The following is a 25,233-nucleotide window of genomic DNA, read 5'->3' as shown; positions in this document are numbered from 1 at the left end:
GTGACTCCAGAGAATGCGGGATTCCAGGGCTCTGGTGCGGGCTCCATGGCGCCACGCTATACCCAAGGGCCCGCGGGAGTCCACGGAAAAAAGGCTCAGTGCCCGCGGTGGTCCTGGATGGTCATCCGCGGCCCGAACGTGGGTTTGCGGAAGCCGCTCAGGCCGATCATCCTCACCACCCGCTGGCGGTGCCCCTTCCACGGCTCAAGCAGCGCCAGCATGCCCGCATCATCGGTCCGGCGGCCGGTGAGCGCGGCGCCCACGTAGGCCGCGAGGTGGTAGTCGCCCACGGCGATCGAGTCCGGGCAGCCGTGGGTCCGCTGCACCACCTCGGCCGCGGTCCAGACCCCGATGCCGGGTATGACCTGCATCTTTGCCGCCGCTTCCGTGGCCGGCAGCGCTGCAAGCCGTTCAAGTGCGACGGCGGAGCGCAGCGCACGCATCACGGTTGCGGAACGCTGTGGTCCAACGCCGGCCTTGTGCCACTCCCAGGACGGGATGCGCAGCCACTGTTCCGCGGTGGGCTGGACACGAAGCCCTTCCGGGGCGGCCATTCCGGCAGCCGGTGCCGCCGACCCGAAGCGGTACATCAGGTACCGGTAGCCGCGGCGGGCCTCTATGACGGTGACCTTCTGTTCAAGGATGGTGGGCACCAGGGCATCGATCATCCGGCCGGTGGAGGGCAGCCGGACAGCAAGGTTCCGACGGCGGGCCTCGCGGACCATCCGGGGGAGCGATGCGTGGAAGGCAGGCTCGTCAAAGGCCGACCAGTCATCCCCGGAGCCCAGGAGGCGGGGCACCCCGGCGAGTCCGGCCGCAGAACCCGGCCCCCATGCCAAGGCATCGACAGCGCCGTCCGCCACAGTGGTGAGACGCAGCGTGACCGGGCCGTCCGGCGTCGTAAACGCCGTCCAGAACCCGTCGGGCCGGGAGGAAAACGACGGATCCCCGGTGCCGCGCAGGAGGATGCCGAGCGTCTGCAGCAGGCTGTATGGCCCGTCCGGATGCCACCGCAGGGAAGCGTCCGCGGCGGCGGCCAGCCGGGCGGGGGCATCTGCGATGGTCATGGTTTCATCGTCCCACGGCTGGCTGACAATGCCGGTTCCGGAGCCCCCTTACGGGCCACTGATGCCGGGACTAGACTCCATCGTGTGGCGCGGAGCGTCCGCGCCTTCCCCTGGCATCCAAAGGAGCATGCAATGGCTGGAGTTGTGCATTTCGAGATCCCCACCGATGACAAGGAACGCGCCAACACCTTCTACCAAAGCGCGTTCGGTTGGAACCTGACCCCCATGCAGGAGATGGATTACACCATCGCCATCACCACGCCGTCGGACGAACAGACAGGCATGCCAAGCGCGCCCGGGGCTATCAACGGAGCCCTGTTCCCTCGCACGGACAACCTCAGGACGCCCGTCCTTACCATCGATGTGGAAGACGTTGACGCTGCACTGGCACAGGTCGAATCCGCCGGTGGTTCGGTGACCCAAGCCAAGGACGCCGTTCCCGGAATGGGTTATTACGCCTACTTCAAGGACACCGAAGGCAACATCATGGGCCTTTGGCAGACAGATTCCTCGGCAGGGAGCTGACCGCTGAGCAAGGCCCGTCACAGGAGACGGTAACTTTGTACCTATGAAGTACGCCCAGTCCATCCTGGACCTCATCGGCAAGACCCCCCTCATCAAGCTCAACCACGTCACTGACGGCATCCAAGCCACAGTCCTGGTCAAGCTGGAGTACCTGAACCCCGGCGGATCCATCAAGGACCGCATCGCGGCCAAGATGATCGAGGAGGCCGAGCGGGAAGGCAAACTGCTCCCCGGCGGGACGATTGTAGAACCGACGTCCGGCAATACAGGGGTGGGCCTGGCCCTGGTTGCCCAGCAAAAGGGCTACAAGTGCATTTTTGTGGTGCCGGACAAGGTGGGCGAGGACAAACGGGCCGTCCTTCAGGCCTACGGCGCCGAGGTGGTAGTGACCCCCACCGCCGTCGCCCCTGACAGCCCGCAGAGCTATTACAGCGTCTCGGACAGGATCGTCGCGGAGACCCCTGGCGCCTACAAGCCGGACCAGTTCTCCAACCCGGCGGCCCCCGGCAGCCACTATGAGACCACCGGCCCGGAGATCTGGCAGGACACCGACGGAAAGGTCACGCACTGCGTGATCGGCGCCGGCACCGGCGGCACCATCACCGGCACCGGACGGTACCTCAAGGAGGTCTCTGCGGACCGCCTGGAGTCCGACGGCGGCCGGGTCAGGATCATCGGGGCGGACCCCGAAGGTTCGGTCTACTCCGGCGGGACAGGGCGGCCGTACTTCGTTGAGGGCGTAGGCGAGGACATGTGGCCGGCGAACTATGACAAGTCCGTGCCGGATGAGGTCATCGCCGTCAGCGACGCCGACTCCTTCGCCATGACGCGCAGGCTGGCCCGTGAGGAAGGCCTGCTGGTGGGCGGCTCGTCAGGGATGGCCGTGGTGGCTGCGCTGAAGACCGCCAGGGACCTCCCGGAAAGCGCCGTTGTGGTGGTCATCCTGCCCGACTCCGGCCGCGGCTACCTCGCCAAGATCTTCAACGACCAGTGGATGCGGTCCTACGGCTTCCTCTCGGGCGGCGAGGAAGCGTCGGTGGGCGAGGTGATCAAGTCCAAGACCGGTGAACTTCCGGACCTGGTGCACATCCACCCGAACGAGACCGTCCGCGACGTCATCACCATCATGAACGAGTTCGGCGTCAGCCACATCCCGGTCCTCTCCCAGGAGCCTCCCGTGGTGATGGGCGAAGTCCTAGGCGCCGTGGACGAACGGACCCTGACCTCCAAGCTGTTCCGCGGCGAGGCAAAGCTGACGGACAAAATCTCCGAACACATGGGCCCGAAACTTCCCATCATCGGCTCGCTGGAAACCATCTCTGCGGCCCGCGCGCTCTTGTCCGATGTGGACACGGTGATGGTGACGTTCGTCGGGGCGCCCGTGGGCATCCTGACCCGGCACGACCTCCTCGCGTACCTCAGCAACTAACTCCAAAGGAGCATCATGCCTGTTTCTGAAAACCAGGGCTTCAACACCCGCGCCGTGCACGCCGGCCAGGCCTTCGAACCCCGCACCGGCGCCGTCGTCCCTCCGCTGCACTTCAGCTCCACCTATGCGCAGGATGGCATCGGCGGGCTCCGCGACGGCTACGAGTACGGCCGCGGCGGAAACCCCACCCGCGACGCCCTGCAGGAACAGCTTGCCGCGCTCGAGGGCGGCAGCCACGCGTTCTCCTTCAGCTCCGGCCTGGCGGCGGAGGACTCCCTGATCCGCGCCCTGACCCGGCCCGGGGACCACATTGTGCTGGGCAACGACGCCTACGGCGGGACGTACCGGCTCATCAGCGGCGTGCTCGGCGACTGGGGCATTGGCAACACGCCCGTGGACATGGCAGACCTGGACTCGGTCAGCAAAGCAGTGGCGGCCAACAAGACCCGCTTCGTCTGGGTCGAAACCCCCTCCAATCCGCTGATGAAGATCACGGACATCGAGGCACTCGCCAAGGTGGCGCACGACGCCGGTGCCCTCCTGGTAGTGGACAACACCTTCGCGTCCCCCTACCTGCAGACCCCGCTCGCCCTGGGTGCGGACGTGGTGGTCCACTCCACCACCAAGTACATCGGCGGCCACTCTGACGTTGTTGGCGGCGCCATTGTGGTCAACGACGCCGAACTCGCGGAGAAGATCGGCTTTGTCCAGTTCGCCGTAGGAGCGGTGTCCGGCCCGATGGATGCGTTCCTCACCACCCGTGGCCTGAAGACGCTTGGCGTGCGCATGGACCGGCACAGCGACAACGGCCAGGCCGTGGCCGAATGGCTGCTGGAGCGCCCTGAGGTGGAAGCCGTCCTGTATCCGGGCCTGCCCTCGCACCCCGGCCACGAACTGGCCAGGAAGCAGATGAAGAAGTTCGGCGGCATGGTGTCCGTGCAGTTCAAGGGCGGTGAGGCGGCGGCCCGCACCGTCGCGGAAAACACGTCCGTATTCACCCTCGCCGAGTCCCTGGGCGGCATCGAATCGCTGATGAACTACCCCTCAGAAATGACGCACGCCTCGGTCAAGGGCACCGAACTGGCCGTTCCCGTCAACCTGATCCGGCTGTCCTGCGGCATCGAAGACCTTGAGGACCTCATCGCGGACCTCGAGCACGCCTTCACGTTCATCCGGTGACCGCAACTTCCCCGGCACTGGCATCCCGCACCACCCGCGGCTGGATCGCGACGGCGGGCGGTGCTGCCGCCGTCGTCCTGGCCTTGGTGGTGCTGTATTCCGCGTACATTCCGCTGATGAACGACTTCGAGGTGTACTACTACGGCGGCAGCCGCGTGCTGCAGACCGGTGAGTCCGGCGCCCACGAGCTCTACGCACCCCGTGACGGCCTCCCGTTCACCTACCCGCCGTTCGCGGCGCTGCTGTTCGCCGGGCTCGCGCTCCTGCCCATGGGCACCAGCAGCCTGGTGTTCAGCACGACGGCGCTGGTGGGGGCCGGGGTCGTGGCCGCCTGGCTGGCGCGGCACTACTTCGGACTCCGCAGTTGGCGCACGTCCTTCGCCGACTGGCGGTTCCGTTCGGTTGCTTTGGCGGGTACCGCGGCCATCCTCCTGCTGGGACCATGGCGGGACACTTTCGATTTCGGCCAGATCAACATCATCCTGATGGGGCTGATCCTCGCCGATTTCGCGCTGTACGGGAAAGACCGGGCGGGGGAGCTGAGGTGGCCCGCCGGGCTGTTGATCGGCATCGCGGCCGGCATCAAACTCACGCCCTTGGCGTTCGGCCTGTACTTCCTGGTGCGGCGCGACTTCAAGGCCCTCGGCTGGATGGCGGCCGGGTTCTTCGGCTCCATTGCCTTTGCTTGGGCGGTGCTGCCCAACGCCTCATTGACGTTTTGGACCAAGATCTTGCCGGACACCGGCCGGATCGGCGGGCCGGCATACCTGGACAACCTCTCCGTCAAAGGGCTCCTGCTCCACGTTGGCCTGCCCGACTCCGGCTCCACCAGCATGCTCTGGCTGGTGCTCTCGCTGGGTCTCGCCGTGTTGGCGGCCCTGGTGATCAAATGGGCCGTGGCTGCCGACGAGAACTTCGTGGCCGTCTCCGCCACCGCCGTGCTGATGCTCCTGATCAGCCCCGTCTCCTGGTCCCACCACTGGGTCTGGATGGCCGTGGCGCTGCCGTCCATGGCCTTCGCGATGCACCGTGTGCCATCCCGCAGCGGGAAAATGCGGCTGTACGGCTGGATCGTGGTGGGTGCTTCTGCTGTCGCCTTCTACCTCACGCCCAAGTACCTTGCCATGATGGCCGGTGCCAACGAATGGGGCAAGGATCCGCAGACCCAGTTGCAGTTGGCCGTCACTAGCCTGGGCGTCCTCTGCGGCGTGGCTCTGTTGGCGTACTGGGCGGTGGCCTACAGCCCGTCACGGCGGAAGCCTGGCTTTCTTCAAGAAAGTTAGCTAGGGTGCCCTCTATGGCACTCCGATCTGACTGGTCCGCGCGCAACTGCAGCATTGCCCGGGGCCTGGACATCCTGGGCGACCCCTGGTCCATTTTGGTGCTCCGCGAAGTCTTCTTCGGCAACGGCCGCTTCGATTCCATGAAGTCCCGCCTGGCGGTGGCCGATTCCGTGCTCACCAAGCGCCTGTCGGCCCTGGTGGAGGCCGGCCTGCTCAGTAAAAGGGCGTACGACGACGGCGGGCGCACGCGCCAGGAGTACGTCCTGACAGCCAAAGGTGAAGACGCGCTCCCCGTCCTGAATGCGGTGGTGATGTGGGCGGAAAAGCACCTGCCCGCACCCTCCGAGCAAGCCCATATGTTCGTGATCCACGCCGGCTGCGGGCAGCGGACCAGTTCGGCGGATACGTGTACCGGGTGCGGCGAGCGGCTCACCGCCGCCAACACCAGCTGGCACAGCCTCACCCGCTCCGGGGCTCCCGTGCGGCTGGCCACGGCGGCCGGGCAGGCCACCACACAGAACGGGGCAGCCGCATGAGCACCACCGAAACGGCCCGCCGTCGCCGGCTGCACCCGGCATGGATCGTGGCCGCCGTCGCCTTCCTGGCCCTCGTCGGCGCCGCCGGATTCCGGGCTGCTCCGGGGGTCCTGATGGTGCCGCTGCAGCAGGAGTTCGGCTGGTCCACGACCGTGCTCTCGGCAGCGGTCAGCATCAACCTGGTGCTGTTCGGCCTCACTGCTCCCTTTGCCGCCGCCCTCATGGAGCGGTTCGGAATCCGTGCCGTCACGGCCACGGCCCTGGTGCTGATCGGCGCCGGCAGTGCGCTCACGGTGCTGGTCAACCAGTCCTGGCAGATCCTGCTCACCTGGGGGCTGCTCATCGGCCTCGGCACGGGGTCCATGGCGCTGGTCTTTGCCGCCACCATTGCCAACACCTGGTTCGCCAAAAGCCGCGGCCTGGTGATCGGCATCCTCACCGCCGGAAGCGCAGCGGGCCAGCTGGTCTTCCTCCCCTTCATAGCCATGCTGGCCCAGGATCCGGGCTGGCGGCAGGCCTCACTGCTCATAGCGGCCGGTGCGCTGGCGGTGGTTCCCCTGGTGCTGAAGTTCCTCAAGAACTCACCGGCCGACGTCGGCGTGCTGCCCTACGGCGAAACGGTGCCTGAGGAGGGATCGGCAGCCCTGTCCCCGGCTGGATCGCTGACCCCGGCCGGGCCGGAGAGCGGGAGCAGCAACGCCGCAGTCCGGGCACTCCAGGTCCTGAAGCGGGCCAGCCGGGTCCGGACGTTCTGGGCGCTCGTGGCGGGCTTTGCGATCTGCGGCGCCACCACAAACGGCCTGATCGGCACCCACTTCATCCCATCCGCCCACGACCACGGCATGCCAGAAACCACGGCCGCCGGGCTGCTTGCCGTCGTCGGGATCTTCGACATCGTGGGCACCATCGCCTCGGGTTGGCTGACCGACCGGTTCAATCCCCGGATCCTGCTGGCCGTCTACTACCAGTTCCGCGGCATCGGCCTGCTGGTTCTGCCGCTGCTCCTCAGTGCCACAGTCCAGCCCAGCATGATCGTGTTTGTGGTGATCTATGGCCTGGACTGGGTGGCCACTGTGCCGCCCACGGCAGCCATTTGCCGCAAGACCTTCGGCTCGGACGGCAGCGTGGTGTTCGGCTGGGTTTTCGCCGCCCACCAATTGGGCGCCGCAGCTGCCGCGCTGGGCGCCGGAGCCATCCGCGATGCCACCGGCCAGTACACGTACGCCTGGTTTGGGGCCGCAGCCATGTGCACCATCGCTGCTGTCATCAGCGCCACGATCCGCAAGGACGCAGCTGCGCGGGAGCCCGTACCTGTAGCTGCTGCCTGAACACCATCCCGACACATGCCGGGAATCATCCCTATGCATATGTAGTATGTAGCTACGGCCAGCCGCCGTTCCAACGATGCAACTGACGGTGGAACGCGGCCGCCCGCAGCTAGAGCGACCTTGGGGGACAACGGATGGCACAGCGCGACCTGCATTTATCGGCAGTCAACCCGGCAAGACCGTCAGTGGCCCCCGGCCCGCGACGTGGAGGACTTGCGTTGTGGCGGGCAGCCACGCTGTGGCTGCCCGCCGTCGTCATCGCGGTGCTGGCCTGGTTCCTGCTGGCCGGGTGGAACAAACAAGGCCTCGATTTCAGCGTGTACTGGCATGGTGGCAAGATCCTGAACGACGCCGGCTGGGCTGCCTCAGACCTGTACGGTCCGAATGTTGAATGGGCCGGAGGCCCCAGACTGCCCTTCACTTACCCACCGTTCGCGGCACTCGTCTTCAGCCTCCTTGCGCGGCTCCCCGAGCCTGTCGCCCTCCAACTCTTCAACACTGCCGGTGTGGCTGTGGCCGCGTGGCTGTCGCTGCTCGCCGTGCGCTATTGGAACGCCAAGGCGGACTGGCGCCGGACCTTCGAAACCCCACGCAGCCGCTGGATCGCTGCAGCCGTCCTCCTGGCGATGCTGACCCTCGGCCCCTGGCGGGAGACGCTGGCATTCGGCCAAGTCAACATCTTACTGATGGGCCTTATGGCCGCGGACCTGCTGTCGCGGAACCACCGCTGGAACCGGAGCATGCCGGGAAGCGGGTTCCTGGTAGGAGTGGCGGCCGGCATCAAGCTGACGCCCCTGGTGTTCGGGCTCTACTACCTGATGCGCAAGGACCGGCGCGGCCTGGCCAACATGGGCGCCGGTTTCGGGGCCACCGTGCTCCTCGGCTGGCTCCTCCGCCCCGCCGAGACCCTGCAGTTCTGGCTGGAGATCCTGCCGGACACGTCCCGGATCGGCGGGGCCGGCTACGTGGACAACCTCTCCATCAAGGGGGCGCTGTTGCACTTCGGTGTCCCGGCGTCCGCGGTCACGGTTCCCTGGATGGTCCTGAGCCTGTTGGTGGTGGTTTTGGCCGCCGCAGTCATCAAGCTCGCGTCCGATCAGGGCGCCCGCGTAGTGGCCATGTCCGCCACCGCTTTGGCCATGCTCCTGATCAGTCCTGTCTCCTGGTCCCACCACTGGGTTTGGGTCGCTGCCGTCCTCCCCGCCTTTGCCTGGACGCTGCGGGAAACCCCGGAGCGCTACCGTCGCCTGCGCGCGGGCATGACATCGGTGTTGCTGCTCTCGGTCCTGGTGTTCTTCTTCTCGCCGAAATCCATCGGGATGGCGTTCGGCGCCGAGAACCTTGACATCCAGACGCCGGGGCCGTGGATCATGGCCTCCAGCGCCGGAGTGTTCTGCGCGGGAGCGGTCCTGCTGTGCTGGCTGGCGGTCCTCCGCCGCGACGCCCTGGCCCCTGCCGAGCCGCTGGCTGAAGTTTCTGCCGTGGCTTTGCTGGAAGCGCTCGCTGAGCCTGTGGCCGAACCTGCCCCCGCGGCGCCCCCGGCGGCAGTCCGCTACTAGGCTGGTCAGATGGAATCCACTCCCTTTGAGTCCATGCCCCGTGAATCCACTCCCCGGAAAGCAGCACTGGTCACCGGGGCAGGCAGGCTTGCCAGCATCGGCGCCGGCATCGCCCGGCAACTGGCAGCCGATGGCTGGGACCTGGTCCTGAGCTACTGCCACGACTACGATGCCCGGATGCCGTGGGGAAGCCAGCCCGACGACGTCGTGCGCCTCACCGCCGAGCTGGAGGCGATCGGCGCCCGCGTCAACACAGTGCCGGCCGACCTGCAGGATCCCGCCGCTCCGGCCCAGCTCATGGCCGAAGCCAACCAGCTCGCCGGACCGCTGCAGGCCATGGTCCTGAGCCATGCCGAGTCCGTCGATTCCGGCATCCTGGACACCACGCTGGAGGCATTCGAGCGCCACTTTGCGGTGAATACCCGGGCCAATTGGCAGCTCATCGCCGCGTTCGCCCGGCAGGTTACGGAAGACGGCGGCGCGATTGTGGCGCTGACCAGCGACCACACCGCCTTCAACCTGCCCTATGGCGCTTCGAAGGGCGCCCTGGACCGGATCGTGATCGCCGCGGCACGGGAGCTCGGGCCGCTGGGCATTTCGGCGAACGTCCTGAATCCCGGACCCATTGATACCGGGTGGATGGACGACGAGATCAGGGAAATGGGGACGCGCCAGCAGCCCGGCGGACGCCTCGGCACCCCGGCCGACGTCGCAGGCACCGTGGCCTTCCTGCTGTCCCCGGCAGGCCGCTGGGTTTCGGGCCAGTTGATCAAGTCCGACGGCGGCTTCTCCGCGTAGGTGCCCTGCCGCGGTTGGGTGGGGAGGGGCTTAACGGAACGAGCCGAAGCCGGTGATGTGCTGGCCCACGATGAGCGTGTGGACCTCGTCGGTGCCCTCGTACGTGCGGACCGACTCCAGGTTGGCGGCATGGCGCAGCGGCGAATAGTCCAGCGTGATGCCGTTGCCACCCAGGATGGAGCGGGCTTCCCGGGCGATCGCCAGGGCCTCCCGGACATTGTTGAGCTTGCCCAGCGAGATCTGCTCCGGTTTCAGGGTCCCGGAGTCCTTCAGCCGGCCAAGATGCAGGGCCAACAGGGTGCCCTTCTGGATCTCCACCAGCATGTTCACCAGCTTCTCCTGCGTTAGCTGGTACGCGGCCAGCGGCTTGCCGAACTGGAGCCGCGCCTGCGAATACGCTAGGGCAGCCTGATAGGAATCACGGGCGGCGCCCATGGCGCCCCATGCGATGCCGTACCGGGCCTCGTTCAAACAGGTGAACGGTCCGCGCAGGCCCCGGGCAGCGGGGAGCAGTGCCTCCGGACCCAGCCTGACGTCGTCGAACACCACATCGCACTGGATGGAGGCGCGCATGGACAGCTTCTGTGTGATCGGGATGGCGCTGACCCCCGGCGTTCCCGCCGGTACCAGGAAACCGTGGACGCCGTCGTCCGTCATGGCCCACACCACCATCACTCCGGCCACCGACGCCAGGCCAATCCACCGCTTCGCGCCGTCCAGCACCCAGCCCGCGCCGTCCCCGGAACCGTCGCGCCGGGCAAACGTGGTCATAGAGGAAGGGTCCGAGCCAGCGGTGGGTTCGGTCAAGGCGAAGCAGCCGATTATCTCCCCGGCAGCCATCCGGGGGAGCCATTCCTGTTTTTGGTCCTCGGAACCCCACCTGTGGATGGCCGTCATCGCCAGGGACCCCTGGACCGACACAAACGTGCGGATCCCGGAGTCACCGGCCTCCAACTCCATCGCGGCCAGGCCGTATTCGACGGCGGACCGTCCAGGGCAGCCATAGCCCTCCAGATGCATGCCCAGGACGCCCAGCTCGCCGAGTTCGGGAGCGAGCTCCAGCGGAAAAACGGCGCTGTCATACCAGCGGGCGATGTCCGGTTTGATCCGCTGGTCGGTGAAGTCGCGGATTCTCTGGCGGACCTGCAGTTCCTCCGCGCTCAGGAGCGAGTCAAGAGCGAGGACGTCCGAGGGATCGGTTGGGGCGGGAACTTCTGGGAATTCGTCGGGGACACCTGGGGCTTCGGTCATCGCAGGCCCCTAGGCCGGATTCGAAGTGGTGGCTGCAGGGGCGGGCTTGCCCATGAAGTATCCGCGCGTTGACGGCAGGAACCGGCAGACGACGGCCAGCACAACGCCGAGGGCGAGGAGCACAACGCCGCTGACGAAAGCCCCTCCCACACCTAGAATCTCGGTGTCGCCGTAAGCCGGGTCCCACATCTGGACGGCGGAAATGAAGAAGGCGGCCGTGAGCATCAATGCCCCAATGAGGGGAAGGATGCCCCGGAACCAGAGGTTGCGGGCGGATCCGCGGAGCGTTCCGCGGAAGTACCAGAAGCACGCGTAGCCGGTAAGCGCATAGTAGAACGCGATGAACAGGCTGATGGAACTGATGGAATCGGAGAGCAGGTTCTCGCTGAGGAAGCTCATGGCCACGTAGTACACCACGGCCGCGGCGCCCATCACCTGGGTGGAGAACCCCGGGGTCTGGTTGCGCGGGTGGACTTCGCCAAACTTCGGCGGCAGTGCACCATGCACGCCCATGGACAGGGTGCCGCGGGCCGTTGGCAGGATGGTGGTCTGGGTGGAGGACAGCACGGAAGCCAGGACGGCCACCACAATCAGCCAGCCCCAGGGACCAAGGACCACGTCTTTCATAGCGAGGAAGACGTCGTCCTGGTTCGCTTCGTTGCCGAGCCCGATGCCCTCGGTGCCCACCGTGGCGTACATCATCACCAGCAGCGCCATCGAGACATAGATGGCCACCAGGACAAAGGCCGAAATGACGGCCCCGCGTCCGGGCGTGGTGGACGGGTTTTCGGTTTCCTCATTCACGGCGAGGCAGGTGTCCCAGCCCCAGTAGATGAACAAGGCGAGGAGGGCGCCATGCACCACCGCGCCAGGATCGGCGAAAGCCCCGGCCGGATTGAACCACTCGATGTCGAACGCCTGGCCTTCGGGGGCGCCGCCCGCGATCCTGATGATGATCGCCAGCGCAAAGATGCCCAGCGAGACATATTGCACGTAGGTCAGGACACGCTGGACGTGCTCGCCCAGCCGGATGCCCCGGTAGTTCACCAGGGTCATGAAAAGAATGAAAAGCACGCCCGTAGCCGTGACCACGAGATCGTTTTCCGCCAGCGAGCCGTCCCCGATGAGCAGCCACACGTACTGGCCGGCCACCTGGGCCAGGTTAGCCAGGACCACGATGCCCGCCAGCGCAACGCCCCAGCCACCCAGCCACCCCGCCCAAGGACCAAAGGCCCGGCGGGACCAGGTGAACGTGGTGCCGCAGTCCGGCATGGCGCTGTTCAATTCGCGGAAGGCATAGGCGATGAACAGGACGGGGATGAAGCCAAGGAGCAGGATCAGCGGGGTGTAGTTTCCGTTGACGGCCACGATCAGGCCCAGCGTTGCGGCCAGCGAATACACCGGTGCCGTGGAGGCGAGGCCAAGCATGACCGAGTCGCCAAGGTCCAGGATGCCCGCCCGAAGGCCTTTGGCGGGAACGGCACCGCCGGACGGTCCGCCGGAGCCGCCACCCGCCGTCGTTATTTCTGTACTCATGGTGTCACCGGGCTCTGAAATGCCAGGGGGCTCATAGGGCGATACCTGCCTTGTTGGATTGGGCTGCCGCGGAAAGCGGAGCCGGGGCATCAATGGTGTTGGGTACAAAACGGCAGAAGTAATCGGTGATGGGGCCATCCGATTCCCGGATCCCGCACCCCACGGACTCGCCGTCCACCACCCAGAGGCCCAGGACGGGGTGGTTGCCGTCGAAGTCCGGCAGTGGATGGAACTGCTGGTAGCACCAGCCCTCGCGGCCATATCCGCCCGGCTGCTCCAGGTTGATGCCCTGGGCATGGATCCTGATGTTGTCGCCTTCGCGTCCGTGAAGCGGCTTGGCCACCCATTCCTTCAACGGCCCCGGCTCGTTGAGGTAGGCGGGCAGCAGGTTGGGGTGGTCCGGGTACAAATGCCAGAGCGCGGCGAGCAGCGCCTTGTTGGAGAGCAGCATCTTCCATGCCGGCTCAACCCAGCGCGGGTTGTGCGCACGCTGCAGCAGACGGTGCCCAAACGGCTCCTTCATCATCAATTCCCACGGGTAGAGCTTGAACATGGTGCTGATCATGAAATTGTCCAGGTCCACAAAACGGTTCAGGTTGGGATCCCAGCCGATGTCGGACATGTTGATTCCGATGGTGGTCCAGCCTGCCTGGCTGGCCACGTCCCGCATGTAGGCGGCCGTCATCCAGTCCTCGCCGGATTCCTCGGCCTCTGAATGGGCGATGTGGAGCGTGCTCATCCCGGTGCGGTACTGCAGTTTCTTCCACTGCCGGATCAGTGCCTCGTGAATCCCGTTCCACTGGTCCTTCTCGGGGAACACATCCTGCAGCCAGAACCACTGCGCCACGGCAGCCTCGATCAGGCCCGTGGGGGTGTCGGCGTTGTACTCCAGCATCTTGGCCGGTCCGCCCTGGCCGTCGTAGATGAAGTCGAAGCGGCCGTAGACGTCCATGTCCCCGGCCTGCAGCGACTCAGCGGCGAGCTCCAAGGCCTGCGGACCGATGCCGATGTTGCCCATGGCGCCCGTCGCCAGGAACTTTGCAGCCTCCAGGCACATCTTGTGCATGTCCTCGGCCGTGACCTCCAGGGCCTCCACCTCGTCCATGGTGAATTCGTAGTAGGCGGCTTCATGCCAATATTCGATTTTCCGGCCATCGGGCATGGTGGTGGTGGAGAAGACCAGGCCCTGCTCTTCGATCTTCCGCTTCCAGTCGGGCCTGGGCTCCGATAACAACCGCTTCACGCCTAGCCTCCCGTGCTTCCGCCCTTGGAGCTGCTGCCGAAGCCGCCCCTGCTGACGGTGCCACCCTTGGTGCTGTACCCCGTGGACGCTTTCGCACCGCTGGGGATGGTGCTGGTGTAGCTCGGGTACGAGGAACGGTTCTGCCCTACACCCGGTACGCTCGCGCCGCGGGAGTAGAAGTACCACGCATAGAGCCCGCCACCGCGTCCGGCAGAGCTGTTGCACTGGGTGTCCTCCACGCGCTCGCCGGTTTCGTCGTTGAAACAGACCTGCGCGTACTCCGGTTCGTCCTGGTTGCTGGCTACGACGGCGGTGATTGTCCCGGCGAGGAGGGCAGTGACCCCCAGGCCCACCACCACGGTGCGCCGCTGGGAACGCTTTTTGCGCGCCGCGGCCTCGTGCTCCTGGCGCTCGCGGTCCCTGGCGAAGGGATCCACCATCGGGGTGGGTTCATTCAGGAGATCAGGACGCAGTTCGGGCTTGGGGACCTGCCATGGCGGGGGTTTTGGCGCGTCTGCCGGCGATGAACCGCCGACGGCGTGGCTGCCGCCCGCGTTGGTGCCGCCCGTGTCAGTGCTGCCCTTGTCAGTACCGCCCGTGTCAGTGCTGCCCTGCGAACCGTTGCCGGGCAGGTCCTGCTGTGGATCGTGCTCCGGATCCTTATTCGGGTCCACGGCGTCCCCCCTCGGTAGTCCATGTTGAATGTGGGCGCACCTGTGCGCCGGAATCTCAAACCTGAATTCAGCGTAGTCTCTGCCCGCTCCGGCTGCGAGCAGGAAACGGGACAGAACTGCCCATCGCCGGTTCCAACGGCGCCAGCGTGCCGGGAACCCTACACTGGAGCCATGGAAACCGCATCAGTGCTCGCAGTCTGCCGTGTCCACCAGCTCCTTCCCGATGAAGGCAGCGTGGGAGTCACGGCCATAGACAAGCGGCCCGTGGAAGGTCCTGTCAAGGTCCACAAGCTGGGCATTCACGGTGACGTTCAGGCAAGCCGGATCCACCACGGCGGCGAAGACCAGGCCGTCTACGCCTACTCCCAGTCGGACGCCGACTACTGGGCTAACGAGCTCCAGAGGGACCTTCCGCCGGGGGTGTTCGGCGAGAACCTCCGGGTTTCCGGCATCGAAACCACCGGGGCAATCATTGGGGAACGTTGGAAAATTGGGCTTGACGTCGAGCTGGAAGTCACCTCGCCCAGGGTCCCCTGCGCTGCGTTCCAGCGCCGGATGGGGGAGCCGCAATGGGTGAAGCGCTTCACCGACGCCGGCCGCGTGGGCACGTACTTGCGGGTCATCCGGACCGGCACCATTCGGGCCGGTGACCACATCCACCGTCTGTACGTCCCGAAGCATGGCGTCACTATCGGTCGTTGGTTCAGCGATCCGGACCTTGAGGTTATGGAGGCCCTGCGGGATGCAGACGCCGACGGCGAGATCCGCCTCCAGCCCGAATACCACGACAAATTCGAGCTGCTGCTGCGGCGGCTGGGTCGGTAGCCCAGCCCAAACCGGCGGCAATGTGCGCAAGCTCACCGCCGCCGTCGGGCGTTAATTTAGTCCTGGGCGGATCTGTGCCTTACACTTGAAACATCCCCCACTCCGGAAATCCCTTATTCCTGCCCAATTTTTGAGGCAGGACTGGCAAGTGTTGGGGCCCGCGAATGTGAAGCGGGCATTTTCATAGGGAGAGCCGGCTAAAGAAAACGCTGTACAGACTGCTGGGATAGCAGCCAAGAGATGCAGCGGGAAGTCCTGCCACGGGATTGCGAAAGCGCCGGACTTCTACGTGACCGGCCGGTCAACGATTGCCCGGCATCCACGGCACATGTACTGCGGCTCCGCTCACCTCGGGTAGTGCCGCCTGGCCCCCTATGGATGAGGAAATTTCCCTATGCCCGAAAATCAGAACGACGCCACTGCAGAAGCCGTGACCGCCGAAACCGCCACCATCGAATTCACCGAGCCCGCTGTTCCCGCAGCCGAGCCCGCCGTAGAAACCGCCGCTGAGCCTGCCGCAGAGGCGCCCGCCGCCGAAGCGCCCGCCGCAGCCCAGGTCGAGGAAGCGCCCGCCGCGCCCGCCGCCAAGGCTGAGGACGAGGAAGAAGAGGGCATCAAGTTCGCCGATCTCGGCATCGACGGCCGCGTCCTGGCCGCCCTGCAGGATGTCGGCTACGAAAAGCCTTCCCCCATTCAGGCAGCCACCATCCCGCTGCTGCTTGAAGGCCGCGACGTCGTGGGCCTGGCCCAGACGGGCACCGGTAAGACTGCAGCATTCGCAGTACCGGCACTGTCCCGCCTGGCCGAACTCCACGACCTCAATGGCCCCTCCCGCAAGACCCAGGCCCTGGTCCTGGCCCCCACCCGTGAGCTGGCGCTCCAGGTTGCCGAGGCCTTCACCTCGTACGCGAAGCACATCGACGACTTCACCGTCCTCCCCGTCTACGGCGGCTCCGCCTACGGCCCCCAGCTCGCCGGCCTGCGCCGCGGTGCCCAGGTGGTTGTCGGTACTCCAGGCCGCGTGATCGACCACATCTCCAAGGGTTCCCTGGACCTGTCCGAACTCCAGTACCTGGTGCTGGACGAGGCCGACGAAATGCTGCGCATGGGCTTCGCCGAAGACGTGGAGCAGATCTTCCAGCAGACCCCCTCGGACCGCCAGGTTGCACTGTTCTCCGCCACCATGCCGAGCCAGATCCGCCGCATGTCCAAGCAGTACCTGAACAACCCGGCCGAGATCTCTGTGAAGTCCAAGACCACCACCGGCGCCAACACCCGCCAGCGGTACCTGCAGGTCATGGGCCCGCACAAGCTCGACGCCCTGACCCGCATCCTTGAGGTTGAAGAGTTCGACGGCGTCATCGCCTTCGTGCGCACCAAGATGGCTACCGAGGACCTGGCTGACAAGCTGAAGTCCCGCGGCTTCCAGGCCGCCGCCATCAACGGCGACATCCCGCAGCAGCAGCGCGAACGCACCGTCGACGCCCTGAAGGAAGGCCGCATCGACATCCTCGTGGCAACGGACGTCGCAGCCCGTGGCCTTGACGTGGAGCGCATCAGCCACGTGGTCAACTACGACATCCCGCACGACACCGAGTCCTACGTCCACCGCATCGGCCGCACCGGCCGTGCAGGCCGTTCCGGCGATGCCATCCTGTTCATGACGCCGCGGGAGAAGTACCTGCTGCGTTCCATCGAGAAGGCCACGCGCCAGCCGGTGGAGCAGATGCACTTGCCCACCGCGGAGACCGTGAACACCCTTCGCCTTGGCAAGTTCGCCGAGCGCATCACCGAGACCCTCGCGTCCGAGGACGTGGCCCCGTTCCGCGACCTCATCTCCTCCTACGAGGAAGAGCACAACGTTCCGGCGTCGGAGATCGCTGCTGCACTGGCCGTCATGGCACAGGGCGGGCAGCCGCTGCTGGTCAAGGAACTGCCTGCAGCTCCTGAGTTCCAGAAGCGCGAACGCGCCAAGGACGGCTTCGGCTCCCGTGGCCCGACCCGCACGCTCACCGAGGGCAACGCCACCTACCGGATCGCCGTCGGACGCCGCCAGCGCGTTATGCCGGGTTCCATCGTGGGCGCCATTGCCAACGAGGGCGGCATCTCCTCGGCCCAGATCGGCGGCATTGACATCCGCTCTGACCACTCCCTCGTGGAGCTCCCGGCCGACCTCAGCCCCGAGCAGCTTCGCGCCCTGTCCCGCACCCGGATCGGCGGCGAGCTGATCCACCTCGAGCTGGACAACGGCCGCAAGCCGTCCGGCGGGGGCGAGCGTGGCGGCTACCAGGGCAACCGTGGCGGCGACCGCGGCGGTTACTCCGGTGGCGGCGACCGTGGAGGCAACTTCAAGGGCAACGGCGGGTTCAAGAAGGAATTCCGCAAGAGCGACGGCGAGCGGTCCTCCGCTGACCGTGGTGGCCGTTCCTACAGCGAGCGTTCCGTTGGTGCCGACACCGGCTCCACCCGCGGCCAGGCCAGCGACTCCCGCTTCGGCGGCCACGGCGACGGCTCACGCAAGCCCCGCCACGGCAATGAAGGCGGACAGCGCGACTTCAACCGCAAGGGCAAATGGTAAGCGTCAGCTAGTCTGACATTTACCGACGATGGGCCGGCTTTCGAGCCGGCCCATCGGCATTTAACGCACGACGGCGGACCCCGCCTGTTCGCTTCGTCACACCGGTTTCGCCGGCAGACCCCGGCGGCATGACATCGGCTCCCTGGCGAGCCTTTCAGGCCCGGATTTACGCGCTTTTTCGTGCATCCGGTGGCGTCTGGCCGCCGATTTGTTGGTGGCGAAATCTTCCGGTAGAGTATTTACTCGTTGCCCCCCTAGCTCAGTGGTAGAGCGCGTTCTTGGTAAGAACGAGGTCACCGGATCGATTCCGGTGGGGGGCTCTGGATGAGGGCCTGTGTCAAGGCGGTTTTGACCGGCTTGGCGCAGGTTTTTCTCATTCGTGGCGGTGTAGCTCAGTTGGTTAGAGCGCACGACTCATAATCGTGAGGTCGGGAGATCGAGCCTCCCCACCGCTACAGGCCAGGCCCCCGGAATCCCCGAGATTCCGGGGGCTTTTCTGTCTCCCGGCAGGGCGCCATGCTGGCCGCGGTGAGAGGCCGTGACAACCGCGGCTTTTCGCCGTAGCTTTGCAGCACTTGGCGAGGGGGATATCAGTGGACTTCTTTGAAACAATCATGGTTCCGTTCAATTGGTTTGTCTCCGCCACCATGGTTGGACTCCACGACGCCCTGACCTCTCTCGGCATGCCTGCGGTGAGTGGTTGGACGTGGACTTTGTCCATCGTTGGCCTCGTGCTGATTATCCGTGCCGCTCTGATTCCCGTGTTCCTGCGGCAGGTCAGCGCCCAGCGCCGGCTGCGGCTCCTGCAGCCGGAACTGAAGAAGCTGCAGGACAAGTACAGGGGCAAGACCGATCAACTGTCCCGGCAGGCGATGGCGCAGGAGCAGATGGCCCTCTACAAGGAACATGGGACCAACCCCTTCTCCGCTTGCCTGCCGATGCTCATCCAGGTGCCCTTCTTCTTCGCGCTCTTCCAGGTACTCGCCGGCATCCCAGCCGCGGCCCGGGAAGCCAAAGGTATTGGAGCAATGAACCCTGAGCAGGTGTTGCAGTTCGGCGAGTCGAGCATTTTCGGGGCACCGCTCTCAGCGTCAGTGCTTCATGTCAGCGGCGACCCGGCGGCGGTCACGGCACTCACCCTTGTGATGATCCTGGCTATGACTGCCTCACAGGTCATCGCCCAGAGAAGGGCCCTGGCCAGGAACATGCCTGACGAGGGCACAGACAATCCCCTCGTGCGCCAGCAGAAGATGATCCTTTATGTCCTGCCGCTTGTTTTCGCCGTGGGTGGCATCTTCTTTCCGATCGGCGTCCTGATCTACTGGACCACCACCAATCTCTGGGCCATGGTGCAACAGTTTTTCATCAAGTGAGGGGGATGAGCTCTCGGCGTATAGGCCGGGGCTTAGCGCCGAGAGCTCACCCCTCACCGCAGCGGGCGGCGCCGCATCCCGCCAGCGCCTACCCATCTGATGCCGCCAGGCGCAGAATGGGCGAATGGGCCAGCTCATCTATTCCTCTATTGCATCTTTGGACGGCTACGTCGCAGACCGCCAGGGCAACTTCGACTGGAGCGCCCCGGACGAGGAAGTCCATGCCTTCATCAACGATCTCGAACGTGAAGTCGGCACCTACCTGTTCGGGCGCCGCATGTACGAGGTCATGTCAGTCTGGGAGGGTATGGGCGGCGCCGAGGATCCGCCGGTGATCCAGGATTATGCACGGATCTGGCGGGCGGCAGACAAGGTTGTCTACTCCACATCGCTGGCAACGGTTGACACAGCCCGTACCAGGATCGAGACCACGTTCAGCCCCGACGGGGTCCGGGAGCTGAAGGCCGGGACGGACGGCAGGCTGGGGATAGGCGGCGCCACGCTGGCCGCTGCCGCGCTCGACGCCGGACTGGTGGACGAATGCCAGGTCTTCCTCAACCCAGTGGTTGTGGGCGGCGGCAAGCGGTTCCTGCCGGACGGGCTGAACCTGCGGCTGGAACTCCTTGAAGAGCGTAGGTTCGGAAACGGCGTGGTCTACCTCCGCTACCGCACGTTGTCCTGAGGTGTTGCCGGCTCAAGAGAGGGCAGAATGGGGGCATGACCCGCATCGCAATCATTGGTGGCCACGGCAAAGTGGCCCTCCGCCTGTCCGCTCTGCTTACGGAAGAGGGGCACAGCGTCACCTCGATCATCCGCAACCCCGATCACGCGCCTGACGTGGCGGCAACGGGGGCAACGCCGTCGGTCCTGGATGTTGAAAGTTCGACGACGGCGGCGATCGCCGAGTGCCTCGCCGGCCATGACGCCGTGGTCTGGTCAGCCGGGGCGGGCGGCGGAAATCCCGAGCGGACTTACGCTGTGGACCGGGATGCGGCCATCCGGTCCATGGACGCTGCGGCGGAGGCCGGCGTCGAACGGTATGTGATGGTGTCCTACCTGGGCGCGGGTCCGGACCACGGCGTCCCGGCGGAAAACAGCTTCTTCGCCTACGCAGAAGCGAAGGCGGCGGCGGACGAGTACTTGCGGGGAACCGGGCTGGCCTGGACCATCCTTGGCCCCGGCACGCTAACGGACAAGCCGGGGACGGGGCGGATCGACGTCAACCCCTCAGCGTCGGGCGGCAGGGAAACCTCGCGCAGCAATACTGCCAGTGTGGCCGCTGCCGTGCTGGACCTGCCTGAAACCGCGGGGCGGACCATCGAATTCCGCGACGGCACGCTGCCCATTGCTGCCGCGCTGGAGCCGCAGGCTTAGCTTGTAGCCGTGGCTGACGCTGGTGGCAGGTGGGGTGAGGCACGCGCCATAAGCTTCAGGTCCAGGGTGTTCTTCTCCACGTAATCGAGGGCGCACCGTACAGCGCCCACGGTGACGATCGAGTCGCCCAGCGGGGAGACCGCCAGGCGTGGGGGAGTGGCGGTGTACTGTTTCAGGCGTTCGGCGATCGGGTCGAGCAGCACTCCTGCGGACTTGGCTACGGCGCCGCCAATGACCACCAGTTCGGGGTTGATGATCGTGGCCACGGCCCCGATCACCCGGGCCATCCTGTCGGCCAGTCGTTCGAGGATCTTCAGGGCCACGGCATCGCCTTCGGCGGCGGCAGCGAAAACGTGCGCAGCTTCTGCACCGTCGGCGGCATGTTCGCGAAGCGAAGTTTCAGCATTCCCGGCGAGGGCGTCGGTTGCCCATTCCCTGGCCAGGAAGGCGATGCCGAATGTGTTTCCCACTCCCTCCACCATGTCCAGGAAGGCGAGCTCGCCGGCGCCTCCGCCGCGGCCATGCACCAGCCGCCCGCCGTCGATCACCCCGGAGCCGAAGCGCTCACTGGCGAGGATGACCACTACGTCGTCGACGCCGGCCGCGGCGCCCCGCCAGCGGTCGCCGAGGGCGGCAAGGTTTGCATCGTTCTCGAGCAGTACGGTCCATCCCCGCCGGTCCCGCAGCGCAGCCTTCAGGCCGACGTCGAACAGTCCCCAAAAGTGCTGTGTCACCAGCACGTCGCCGTTGCGGTCCACCGGGGCCGCAATACCGGCACAGACGGCAAGGACTGATTCGGGGGAGGCGCCAACGCTGTGCAGCGCCAGCATGGCGGCGCGGTCGATCACCGAGATTCGCTCTTCGGCCGAAATTTCCGCTTCCGCGAACGGCTGGCTGGCCCTGCCAAGCGCCTTCCCGCGGAGGTCGGACACCACCACCGTTGCCTTCCGGATGCCTACGTCCATGCCCAGGACATAGCCGGCGCGTTCGTTGAGTTCGAACCGCCGTGCCGGCCGGCCCTTCTGGTAGCCGCCAAACGCCCGCTGGTTCTCCAGCTCCCGGATCCAGCCCCGTTCCATGAGGTCCTCACACACCGAAATGGCCGTGGCGCGCGTGAGTCCGGTGGCTTCCATGACGTCCGTGACCGTTACGGCTTCTGAGGCGCGCAGGTAATCCAGGACTGCTCCAGCGCTCACGCGCCGCAGCAGTTGGGGCGTTGCCGCGGAGATTTCCGACATGGTGTTGACCTCTCTGTGCTTTCCACCACATAATACTTGAGGAACTAAATTTAGATTCCAAATAAATGGCTGGAACCAGTCGGACCGGACGGCCGCCGACCACTGGCATCTCTCCCAGCCCTCCACTTTCGCCTTTTGCAAAGGAGCAACTGTGAACTGCATCCCGAAGCACTGCCCGCCCTCGCCCCGGCCCCGCCGCAACGCCGCGTCAGCCGCCGCCCTGTGAACACCACCGTGCCCGCATCACTGCTGAGCAGGCGTTCCCTTCTCCGTGCCGCCGGCCTTGCCGGGGCTGCCGCCATCTTTCCCCTGACCGGCTGCGCCGCCAGCGCCAGCCAGCAGAACGGCGTCACCACCCTGCGTTTTATGCAGAACAAGCCCGAAGTGGTGGGCTACTTCAACCAGGTGATCAAGGACTTCGAAGCGCTGAACCCGGACATCCGTGTGATCCAGGACTTCAACGAAGGCAACTTCGTCCCCGGCCTGGTGCGGAACGATCCGCCCGACGTCGTGACCCGGGGTTTCGCGCAGGCCACCGCTGACTTCGTCAAGAAGGGCATCTTCGCCGACCTCGCCGACCTCCCCGCAGCCTCCACCATCAACCCGGAGATGCAGGAACTCATCAGCTCCTGGGGCCGGTACAAAGGCACCGAGACCAGCGCACTGCCGTTCTCCGTTGCTGCCGCCGGAGTTATCTACAACCGGGACATCTTCGAGGCCCACGGCGTCGCCGTCCCCACCACCTGGGACGAATTCGTGGCCGCCTGCGAGACTTTCAAAGCTGCCGGCGTCGCCCCGATTTACGGGACCTTCAAGGACCCCTGGACCCTTGCGCAGGGCATGTTCGACTACGTAGCCGGCGGCTCACTGGACGTTGCCGAATTCTTCACGAAACTCAATGCCACTGGCGCCAATATCAGCACGGCCGCCCCGGAATCATTCACCAACAACTTCGGCCCTGCTATGCCTAAAATGCTGCAGCTGGCGTCCTACTCCCAGGGCGGCGCCGCCAGCAAGAACTACGCCGACGGCAATGCTGCGTTCGCCAAGGGACAAGCAGCCATGTACCTGCAGGGTCCGTGGGCCCTGTCCCAGCTGGTGGCCGCCAATCCTGCGATCCGGCTGGGCACCTTTCCGCTGCCCGTCACCAACAACCCGGAGGAGAACAAGGCACGGGTCAACGTGGATATGGCGCTGTCCATTACGCGGAACACCCCGAACATGGCAGCGGCGCAGCGGTTCGTCGCCTACTTGCTGGAGCCGGACGTAGTGAACACCTACAACGAGAAGAACGCCGCCTTCTCCCCGCTCAAGGACGCCCCGGCAGTGACGAATCCGCAGATCAGCGGACTCAACGACTCCATCAGGGAAGCCCGCTATTTCCAGGGCGCCGTCACGTACTTCCCGCCCTCAGTGCCGGTAAACAACTACATTCAGTCGTTTGTCTACAACAAGAACGGCGACCAGTTCCTCTCCGCGCTCGACGACGAATGGCGCCGTGTCGCCGAACGGACAGCGGTCTGATGCCCACCCCGATCCCAGGAACCACCGTGACCACAACTTCCCTGGCGGCCGAGGCAGCCCCCTCCCCGCGCACCGACTCAGCCTCAGCCGAAGCGCCAACCGTCCGGACCAAACGCCGGATCGACCCCACCTACTACTGGATGGTGGTGCCGCTCCTGGCACTGTTCGCCTTCTTCATCACCCTCCCGGCACTGGTGGGCGTGTTCTTCAGCCTGACCAATTACGCCGGCTACGGAGACTGGAAGTTCATCGGGCCGGCCAACTACGTCAACATCTTCAAGGACCCCGCTGTCCTGCAGTCGTACATCTTCACGTTCGTCTTTGCCCTGACCACCACCGTGGTGGTGAACGTCGTGGCACTGGCCATCGCCCTTGGCCTGAACGCCAAGATCAAGTGGCGCACCGGCATCCGCACCGTGTTCTTCATCCCTATGGTGCTCTCCGCCCTGATCGTGTCCTTTGTGTTCAACTACCTGTTCTCGAACACCCTTCCGGTCCTGGCGGAGCGTTTCGGCGTCACGCCGCTGGCCACCAGCATCCTCGCCAACGAAAACCTCGCCTGGCTGGCCATCGTGCTGGTCACCGTGTGGCAGGCGGCGCCCGGGGCTACCATCATCTACCTCGCCGGCCTCCAGAGCGTACCTTCGGAAGTCTATGAAGCCGCTGACCTGGACGGGGCTGGCAGCTTCCGCCAGTTCCTTAGCCTCACGCTGCCCCTTATCCTCGGTTACCTGGTGATCAATGTGATCCTCGGCTTCAAGGGTTTCCTGGGCACGTACGAGATCATCGTGGGCCTTACCGGCGGCGGCCCAGGCATGGCGACGCAGTCAGTGGCCATGCGCATCTTCTCCGGCTTCACGGGCGGCGACTACTCCTACCAGATGGCCAATGCCGTCATCTACTTCCTGATCACCTTGCTGATCTCCGTCATCCAGCTGCGCCTCATCCAGCGCCGGGGGGTATCTCTCTAATGACTTCATCGACTCTTATCCGCTCCGCACCGAACGCAACGAAGGCAACGGCCCGCAGGAACCGCCGGTCGGCCCGCGAAGGCTTCAAAGTCAACTGGTGGCTCAGTGCCCTCATGCTGGTGGCCTCCCTGACGGTCCTGCTGCCGCTGTACTTCACGGTGGCCATGGCCCTGAAGTCCCCGGAGCAGATCGGCACGGGTACCGGCCTTGCCTGGCCCAACCCGATGAACTGGGAAAACTTCGCCGCCGCGTACGTGGCCACCAACTTCCCGCGTGCCTTTATGTCCACGGCCTTCGTCACCGTCCTCAGCGTGCTGGGCTCGCTGGCCTGCAGCTCGCTGGTGGCCTACGCGATCGCACGGAACTGGAACCACCGGTTCTTCCGCGGCTCCTTTGTGTACTTGCTCTCGGCCATGTTCATCCCGTTCCCGGTCATCATCCTGCCCCTGATCAAGCAGACCGCCCTCCTTGGCCTGGACAACCCGGCCGGCGTCGTTTTCCTGCACGTGCTGGGCGGAATCTCGTTCAACGCGCTGCTCTACATCGCCTTCGTCCGTTCCATTCCCGTGGAGCTGGAAGAATCGGCGCGGATGGACGGCGCCACCACCTGGCAGGTGTTCCGCAAGATCATCTTCCCGTTGCTGGCACCCATGAACGCCACCGTAGGCATCTTCGCCTTCCTGGGTTCGTGGAACGACTTCCTGCTGCCGCAGATGATGATCGCCGATCCGGCGCTGCAGACGCTCCCCGTGGTCCAGATGCTCTTCCAGGGCGAATTCAACACCAACTACAGCCTCGCATTCGCGTCGTACCTGATGGCCATGGCCCCCACCCTGGTGGTTTACATCCTGGCCCAACGGTGGGTACTGTCCGGAGTAATGCGCGGGGCCGTGAAATAGCCAGTCCAATAAAGCCAGCAAGAACCAAGAACAACCCAAACAA

Annotated in this window: 21 protein-coding genes, 2 tRNA genes and 1 pseudogene; 18 read left to right on the top strand and 6 right to left on the bottom strand. The window is 65.5% G+C overall.

Annotation, left to right across the window (positions count from 1 at the left end):
• Positions 1 to 95 precede the first annotated feature (95 nt).
• Positions 96 to 1,067 carry a DNA-3-methyladenine glycosylase family protein gene (locus ACFC25_RS01190; RefSeq protein ID WP_376043352.1) on the bottom strand — a complete coding sequence of 324 codons (972 nt, stop codon included), beginning with the start codon at positions 1,065 to 1,067 and terminating at the stop codon, positions 96 to 98.
• Positions 1,068 to 1,199: 132 nt separating this feature from the next.
• Here ACFC25_RS01190 and ACFC25_RS01185 point away from each other — a divergent pair, with 132 nt between their 5' ends.
• The 8 genes from ACFC25_RS01185 to ACFC25_RS01150 all read left to right on the top strand — a co-directional run bounded on the left by ACFC25_RS01185 (position 1,200) and on the right by ACFC25_RS01150 (position 9,704).
• Positions 1,200 to 1,592: a VOC family protein gene (locus ACFC25_RS01185; protein WP_337350798.1), complete on the top strand. Its 393-nt coding sequence runs from the start codon at positions 1,200 to 1,202 to the stop codon at positions 1,590 to 1,592.
• A gap of 43 nt (positions 1,593 to 1,635) precedes the next feature.
• Positions 1,636 to 3,021 carry a cystathionine beta-synthase gene (locus ACFC25_RS01180; protein ID WP_376043349.1) on the top strand — a complete coding sequence of 462 codons (1,386 nt, stop codon included), beginning with the start codon at positions 1,636 to 1,638 and terminating at the stop codon, positions 3,019 to 3,021.
• A gap of 15 nt (positions 3,022 to 3,036) precedes the next feature.
• Positions 3,037 to 4,200 carry a cystathionine gamma-synthase gene (locus ACFC25_RS01175; RefSeq protein WP_337346781.1) on the top strand — a complete coding sequence of 388 codons (1,164 nt, stop codon included), beginning with the start codon at positions 3,037 to 3,039 and terminating at the stop codon, positions 4,198 to 4,200.
• Positions 4,197 to 5,483 (top strand): glycosyltransferase 87 family protein, encoded by a 1,287-nt coding sequence (locus ACFC25_RS01170; protein WP_376043345.1) that lies wholly within the window; start codon positions 4,197 to 4,199, stop codon positions 5,481 to 5,483. Before ACFC25_RS01175 ends, ACFC25_RS01170 begins: the two co-directional genes overlap by 4 nt.
• A gap of 14 nt (positions 5,484 to 5,497) precedes the next feature.
• The gene (locus ACFC25_RS01165) at positions 5,498 to 6,019 is read left to right on the top strand and encodes a winged helix-turn-helix transcriptional regulator (RefSeq protein WP_376043342.1); all 522 of its coding nucleotides are present in this window, start codon (positions 5,498 to 5,500) and stop codon (positions 6,017 to 6,019) included.
• Positions 6,016 to 7,347, top strand: coding sequence for an MFS transporter (locus ACFC25_RS01160; RefSeq protein ID WP_337346784.1), 1,332 nt, complete (start codon positions 6,016 to 6,018; stop codon positions 7,345 to 7,347). Before ACFC25_RS01165 ends, ACFC25_RS01160 begins: the two co-directional genes overlap by 4 nt.
• Positions 7,348 to 7,481: 134 nt before the next feature.
• Positions 7,482 to 8,906, top strand: coding sequence for a glycosyltransferase 87 family protein (locus tag ACFC25_RS01155; RefSeq protein ID WP_376043338.1), 1,425 nt, complete (start codon positions 7,482 to 7,484; stop codon positions 8,904 to 8,906).
• Positions 8,907 to 8,915: 9 nt separating this feature from the next.
• Positions 8,916 to 9,704 (top strand): SDR family oxidoreductase, encoded by a 789-nt coding sequence (locus ACFC25_RS01150; RefSeq protein ID WP_376043335.1) that lies wholly within the window; start codon positions 8,916 to 8,918, stop codon positions 9,702 to 9,704.
• 30 nt (positions 9,705 to 9,734) lie between these two features.
• On the opposite strand, the gene ACFC25_RS01145 is transcribed toward ACFC25_RS01150, so the two are convergent.
• The 4 genes from ACFC25_RS01145 to ACFC25_RS01130 are packed head-to-tail and all read right to left on the bottom strand — an operon-like array spanning position 9,735 to position 14,408.
• Positions 9,735 to 10,955 (bottom strand): acyl-CoA dehydrogenase family protein, encoded by a 1,221-nt coding sequence (locus tag ACFC25_RS01145; RefSeq protein WP_376043332.1) that lies wholly within the window; start codon positions 10,953 to 10,955, stop codon positions 9,735 to 9,737.
• Between the two features lie 9 nt (positions 10,956 to 10,964).
• Positions 10,965 to 12,491, bottom strand: a complete 1,527-nt coding sequence (locus tag ACFC25_RS01140) for an APC family permease (protein ID WP_376043329.1) — start codon at positions 12,489 to 12,491, stop codon at positions 10,965 to 10,967.
• Positions 12,492 to 12,522: 31 nt separating this feature from the next.
• A complete protein-coding gene (locus ACFC25_RS01135; protein WP_376043326.1) occupies positions 12,523 to 13,734 on the bottom strand; it encodes a glutathionylspermidine synthase family protein in 1,212 nt (403 codons plus the stop codon).
• A gap of 2 nt (positions 13,735 to 13,736) precedes the next feature.
• Positions 13,737 to 14,408 carry a Tat pathway signal protein gene (locus ACFC25_RS01130; protein WP_376043324.1) on the bottom strand — a complete coding sequence of 224 codons (672 nt, stop codon included), beginning with the start codon at positions 14,406 to 14,408 and terminating at the stop codon, positions 13,737 to 13,739.
• A gap of 171 nt (positions 14,409 to 14,579) precedes the next feature.
• On the opposite strand from ACFC25_RS01130, the gene ACFC25_RS01125 reads away from it, so the two are divergent.
• The 7 genes and pseudogenes from ACFC25_RS01125 to ACFC25_RS01095 all read left to right on the top strand — a co-directional run bounded on the left by ACFC25_RS01125 (position 14,580) and on the right by ACFC25_RS01095 (position 20,558).
• A complete protein-coding gene (locus ACFC25_RS01125) occupies positions 14,580 to 15,233 on the top strand; it encodes an MOSC domain-containing protein (RefSeq protein ID WP_337350807.1) in 654 nt (217 codons plus the stop codon).
• Positions 15,234 to 15,627: 394 nt separating this feature from the next.
• Entirely contained in the window at positions 15,628 to 17,811 is a 2,184-nt protein-coding gene (locus ACFC25_RS01120) for a DEAD/DEAH box helicase (protein WP_376043321.1), read from the top strand.
• A 248-nt stretch (positions 17,812 to 18,059) separates the two neighbouring features.
• Positions 18,060 to 18,131: transfer RNA gene (locus ACFC25_RS01115), tRNA-Thr, on the top strand.
• A gap of 61 nt (positions 18,132 to 18,192) precedes the next feature.
• Positions 18,193 to 18,266: transfer RNA gene (locus ACFC25_RS01110), tRNA-Met, on the top strand.
• 138 nt (positions 18,267 to 18,404) lie between these two features.
• A pseudogene (gene yidC, locus ACFC25_RS01105) lies at positions 18,405 to 19,178 on the top strand (membrane protein insertase YidC); the annotation flags it as partial.
• Positions 19,179 to 19,308: 130 nt separating this feature from the next.
• Entirely contained in the window at positions 19,309 to 19,866 is a 558-nt protein-coding gene (locus ACFC25_RS01100; protein ID WP_376043318.1) for a dihydrofolate reductase family protein, read from the top strand.
• A gap of 35 nt (positions 19,867 to 19,901) precedes the next feature.
• Positions 19,902 to 20,558, top strand: a complete 657-nt coding sequence (locus ACFC25_RS01095; protein WP_337350810.1) for an SDR family oxidoreductase — start codon at positions 19,902 to 19,904, stop codon at positions 20,556 to 20,558.
• Here ACFC25_RS01095 and ACFC25_RS01090 read toward each other — a convergent pair.
• Positions 20,555 to 21,796: an ROK family transcriptional regulator gene (locus tag ACFC25_RS01090; RefSeq protein WP_337346812.1), complete on the bottom strand. Its 1,242-nt coding sequence runs from the start codon at positions 21,794 to 21,796 to the stop codon at positions 20,555 to 20,557. The genes ACFC25_RS01095 and ACFC25_RS01090 overlap by 4 nt on opposite strands.
• 222 nt (positions 21,797 to 22,018) lie before the next feature.
• Between ACFC25_RS01090 and ACFC25_RS01085 the strand changes: the two genes are divergently transcribed.
• From ACFC25_RS01085 to ACFC25_RS01075, 3 genes are read left to right on the top strand one after another with little or no spacing between them, the layout of a single operon-like run.
• Entirely contained in the window at positions 22,019 to 23,320 is a 1,302-nt protein-coding gene (locus tag ACFC25_RS01085; protein WP_376043315.1) for an ABC transporter substrate-binding protein, read from the top strand.
• 26 nt (positions 23,321 to 23,346) lie between these two features.
• Positions 23,347 to 24,291, top strand: a complete 945-nt coding sequence (locus tag ACFC25_RS01080; RefSeq protein ID WP_376043313.1) for a carbohydrate ABC transporter permease — start codon at positions 23,347 to 23,349, stop codon at positions 24,289 to 24,291.
• Positions 24,291 to 25,190, top strand: coding sequence for a carbohydrate ABC transporter permease (locus ACFC25_RS01075; protein WP_376043310.1), 900 nt, complete (start codon positions 24,291 to 24,293; stop codon positions 25,188 to 25,190). Before ACFC25_RS01080 ends, ACFC25_RS01075 begins: the two co-directional genes overlap by 1 nt.
• The last annotated feature ends 43 nt before the right edge of the window (positions 25,191 to 25,233 follow it).

It is taken from the genome of Pseudarthrobacter sp. NPDC055928 (assembly GCF_042270935.1).
GTDB lineage: Bacteria > Actinomycetota > Actinomycetes > Actinomycetales > Micrococcaceae > Arthrobacter.
Note: the sequence above shows the minus strand (reverse complement) of the source record. Positions and strands in the feature narration are given on the sequence as shown.

Excerpts from the sequence above, each read along its gene's own strand:
- ACFC25_RS01190 (WP_376043352.1), bottom strand. The coding sequence starts at position 1,067 with ATGACCATCGCAGATGCCCCCGCCCGGCTGGCCGCCGCCGCGGACGCT.
- ACFC25_RS01120 (WP_376043321.1), top strand. The coding sequence starts at position 15,628 with ATGCCCGAAAATCAGAACGACGCCACTGCAGAAGCCGTGACCGCCGAA.
- ACFC25_RS01140 (WP_376043329.1), bottom strand. The coding sequence starts at position 12,491 with ATGAGTACAGAAATAACGACGGCGGGTGGCGGCTCCGGCGGACCGTCC.
- ACFC25_RS01090 (WP_337346812.1), bottom strand. The coding sequence starts at position 21,796 with ATGTCGGAAATCTCCGCGGCAACGCCCCAACTGCTGCGGCGCGTGAGC.
- ACFC25_RS01155 (WP_376043338.1), top strand. The coding sequence starts at position 7,482 with ATGGCACAGCGCGACCTGCATTTATCGGCAGTCAACCCGGCAAGACCG.
- ACFC25_RS01075 (WP_376043310.1), top strand. The coding sequence starts at position 24,291 with ATGACTTCATCGACTCTTATCCGCTCCGCACCGAACGCAACGAAGGCA.
- ACFC25_RS01150 (WP_376043335.1), top strand. The coding sequence starts at position 8,916 with ATGGAATCCACTCCCTTTGAGTCCATGCCCCGTGAATCCACTCCCCGG.
- ACFC25_RS01175 (WP_337346781.1), top strand. The coding sequence starts at position 3,037 with ATGCCTGTTTCTGAAAACCAGGGCTTCAACACCCGCGCCGTGCACGCC.
- ACFC25_RS01100 (WP_376043318.1), top strand. The coding sequence starts at position 19,309 with ATGGGCCAGCTCATCTATTCCTCTATTGCATCTTTGGACGGCTACGTC.
- ACFC25_RS01160 (WP_337346784.1), top strand. The coding sequence starts at position 6,016 with ATGAGCACCACCGAAACGGCCCGCCGTCGCCGGCTGCACCCGGCATGG.
- ACFC25_RS01125 (WP_337350807.1), top strand. The coding sequence starts at position 14,580 with ATGGAAACCGCATCAGTGCTCGCAGTCTGCCGTGTCCACCAGCTCCTT.
- ACFC25_RS01165 (WP_376043342.1), top strand. The coding sequence starts at position 5,498 with ATGGCACTCCGATCTGACTGGTCCGCGCGCAACTGCAGCATTGCCCGG.
- ACFC25_RS01180 (WP_376043349.1), top strand. The coding sequence starts at position 1,636 with ATGAAGTACGCCCAGTCCATCCTGGACCTCATCGGCAAGACCCCCCTC.
- ACFC25_RS01185 (WP_337350798.1), top strand. The coding sequence starts at position 1,200 with ATGGCTGGAGTTGTGCATTTCGAGATCCCCACCGATGACAAGGAACGC.
- ACFC25_RS01145 (WP_376043332.1), bottom strand. The coding sequence starts at position 10,955 with ATGACCGAAGCCCCAGGTGTCCCCGACGAATTCCCAGAAGTTCCCGCC.
- ACFC25_RS01095 (WP_337350810.1), top strand. The coding sequence starts at position 19,902 with ATGACCCGCATCGCAATCATTGGTGGCCACGGCAAAGTGGCCCTCCGC.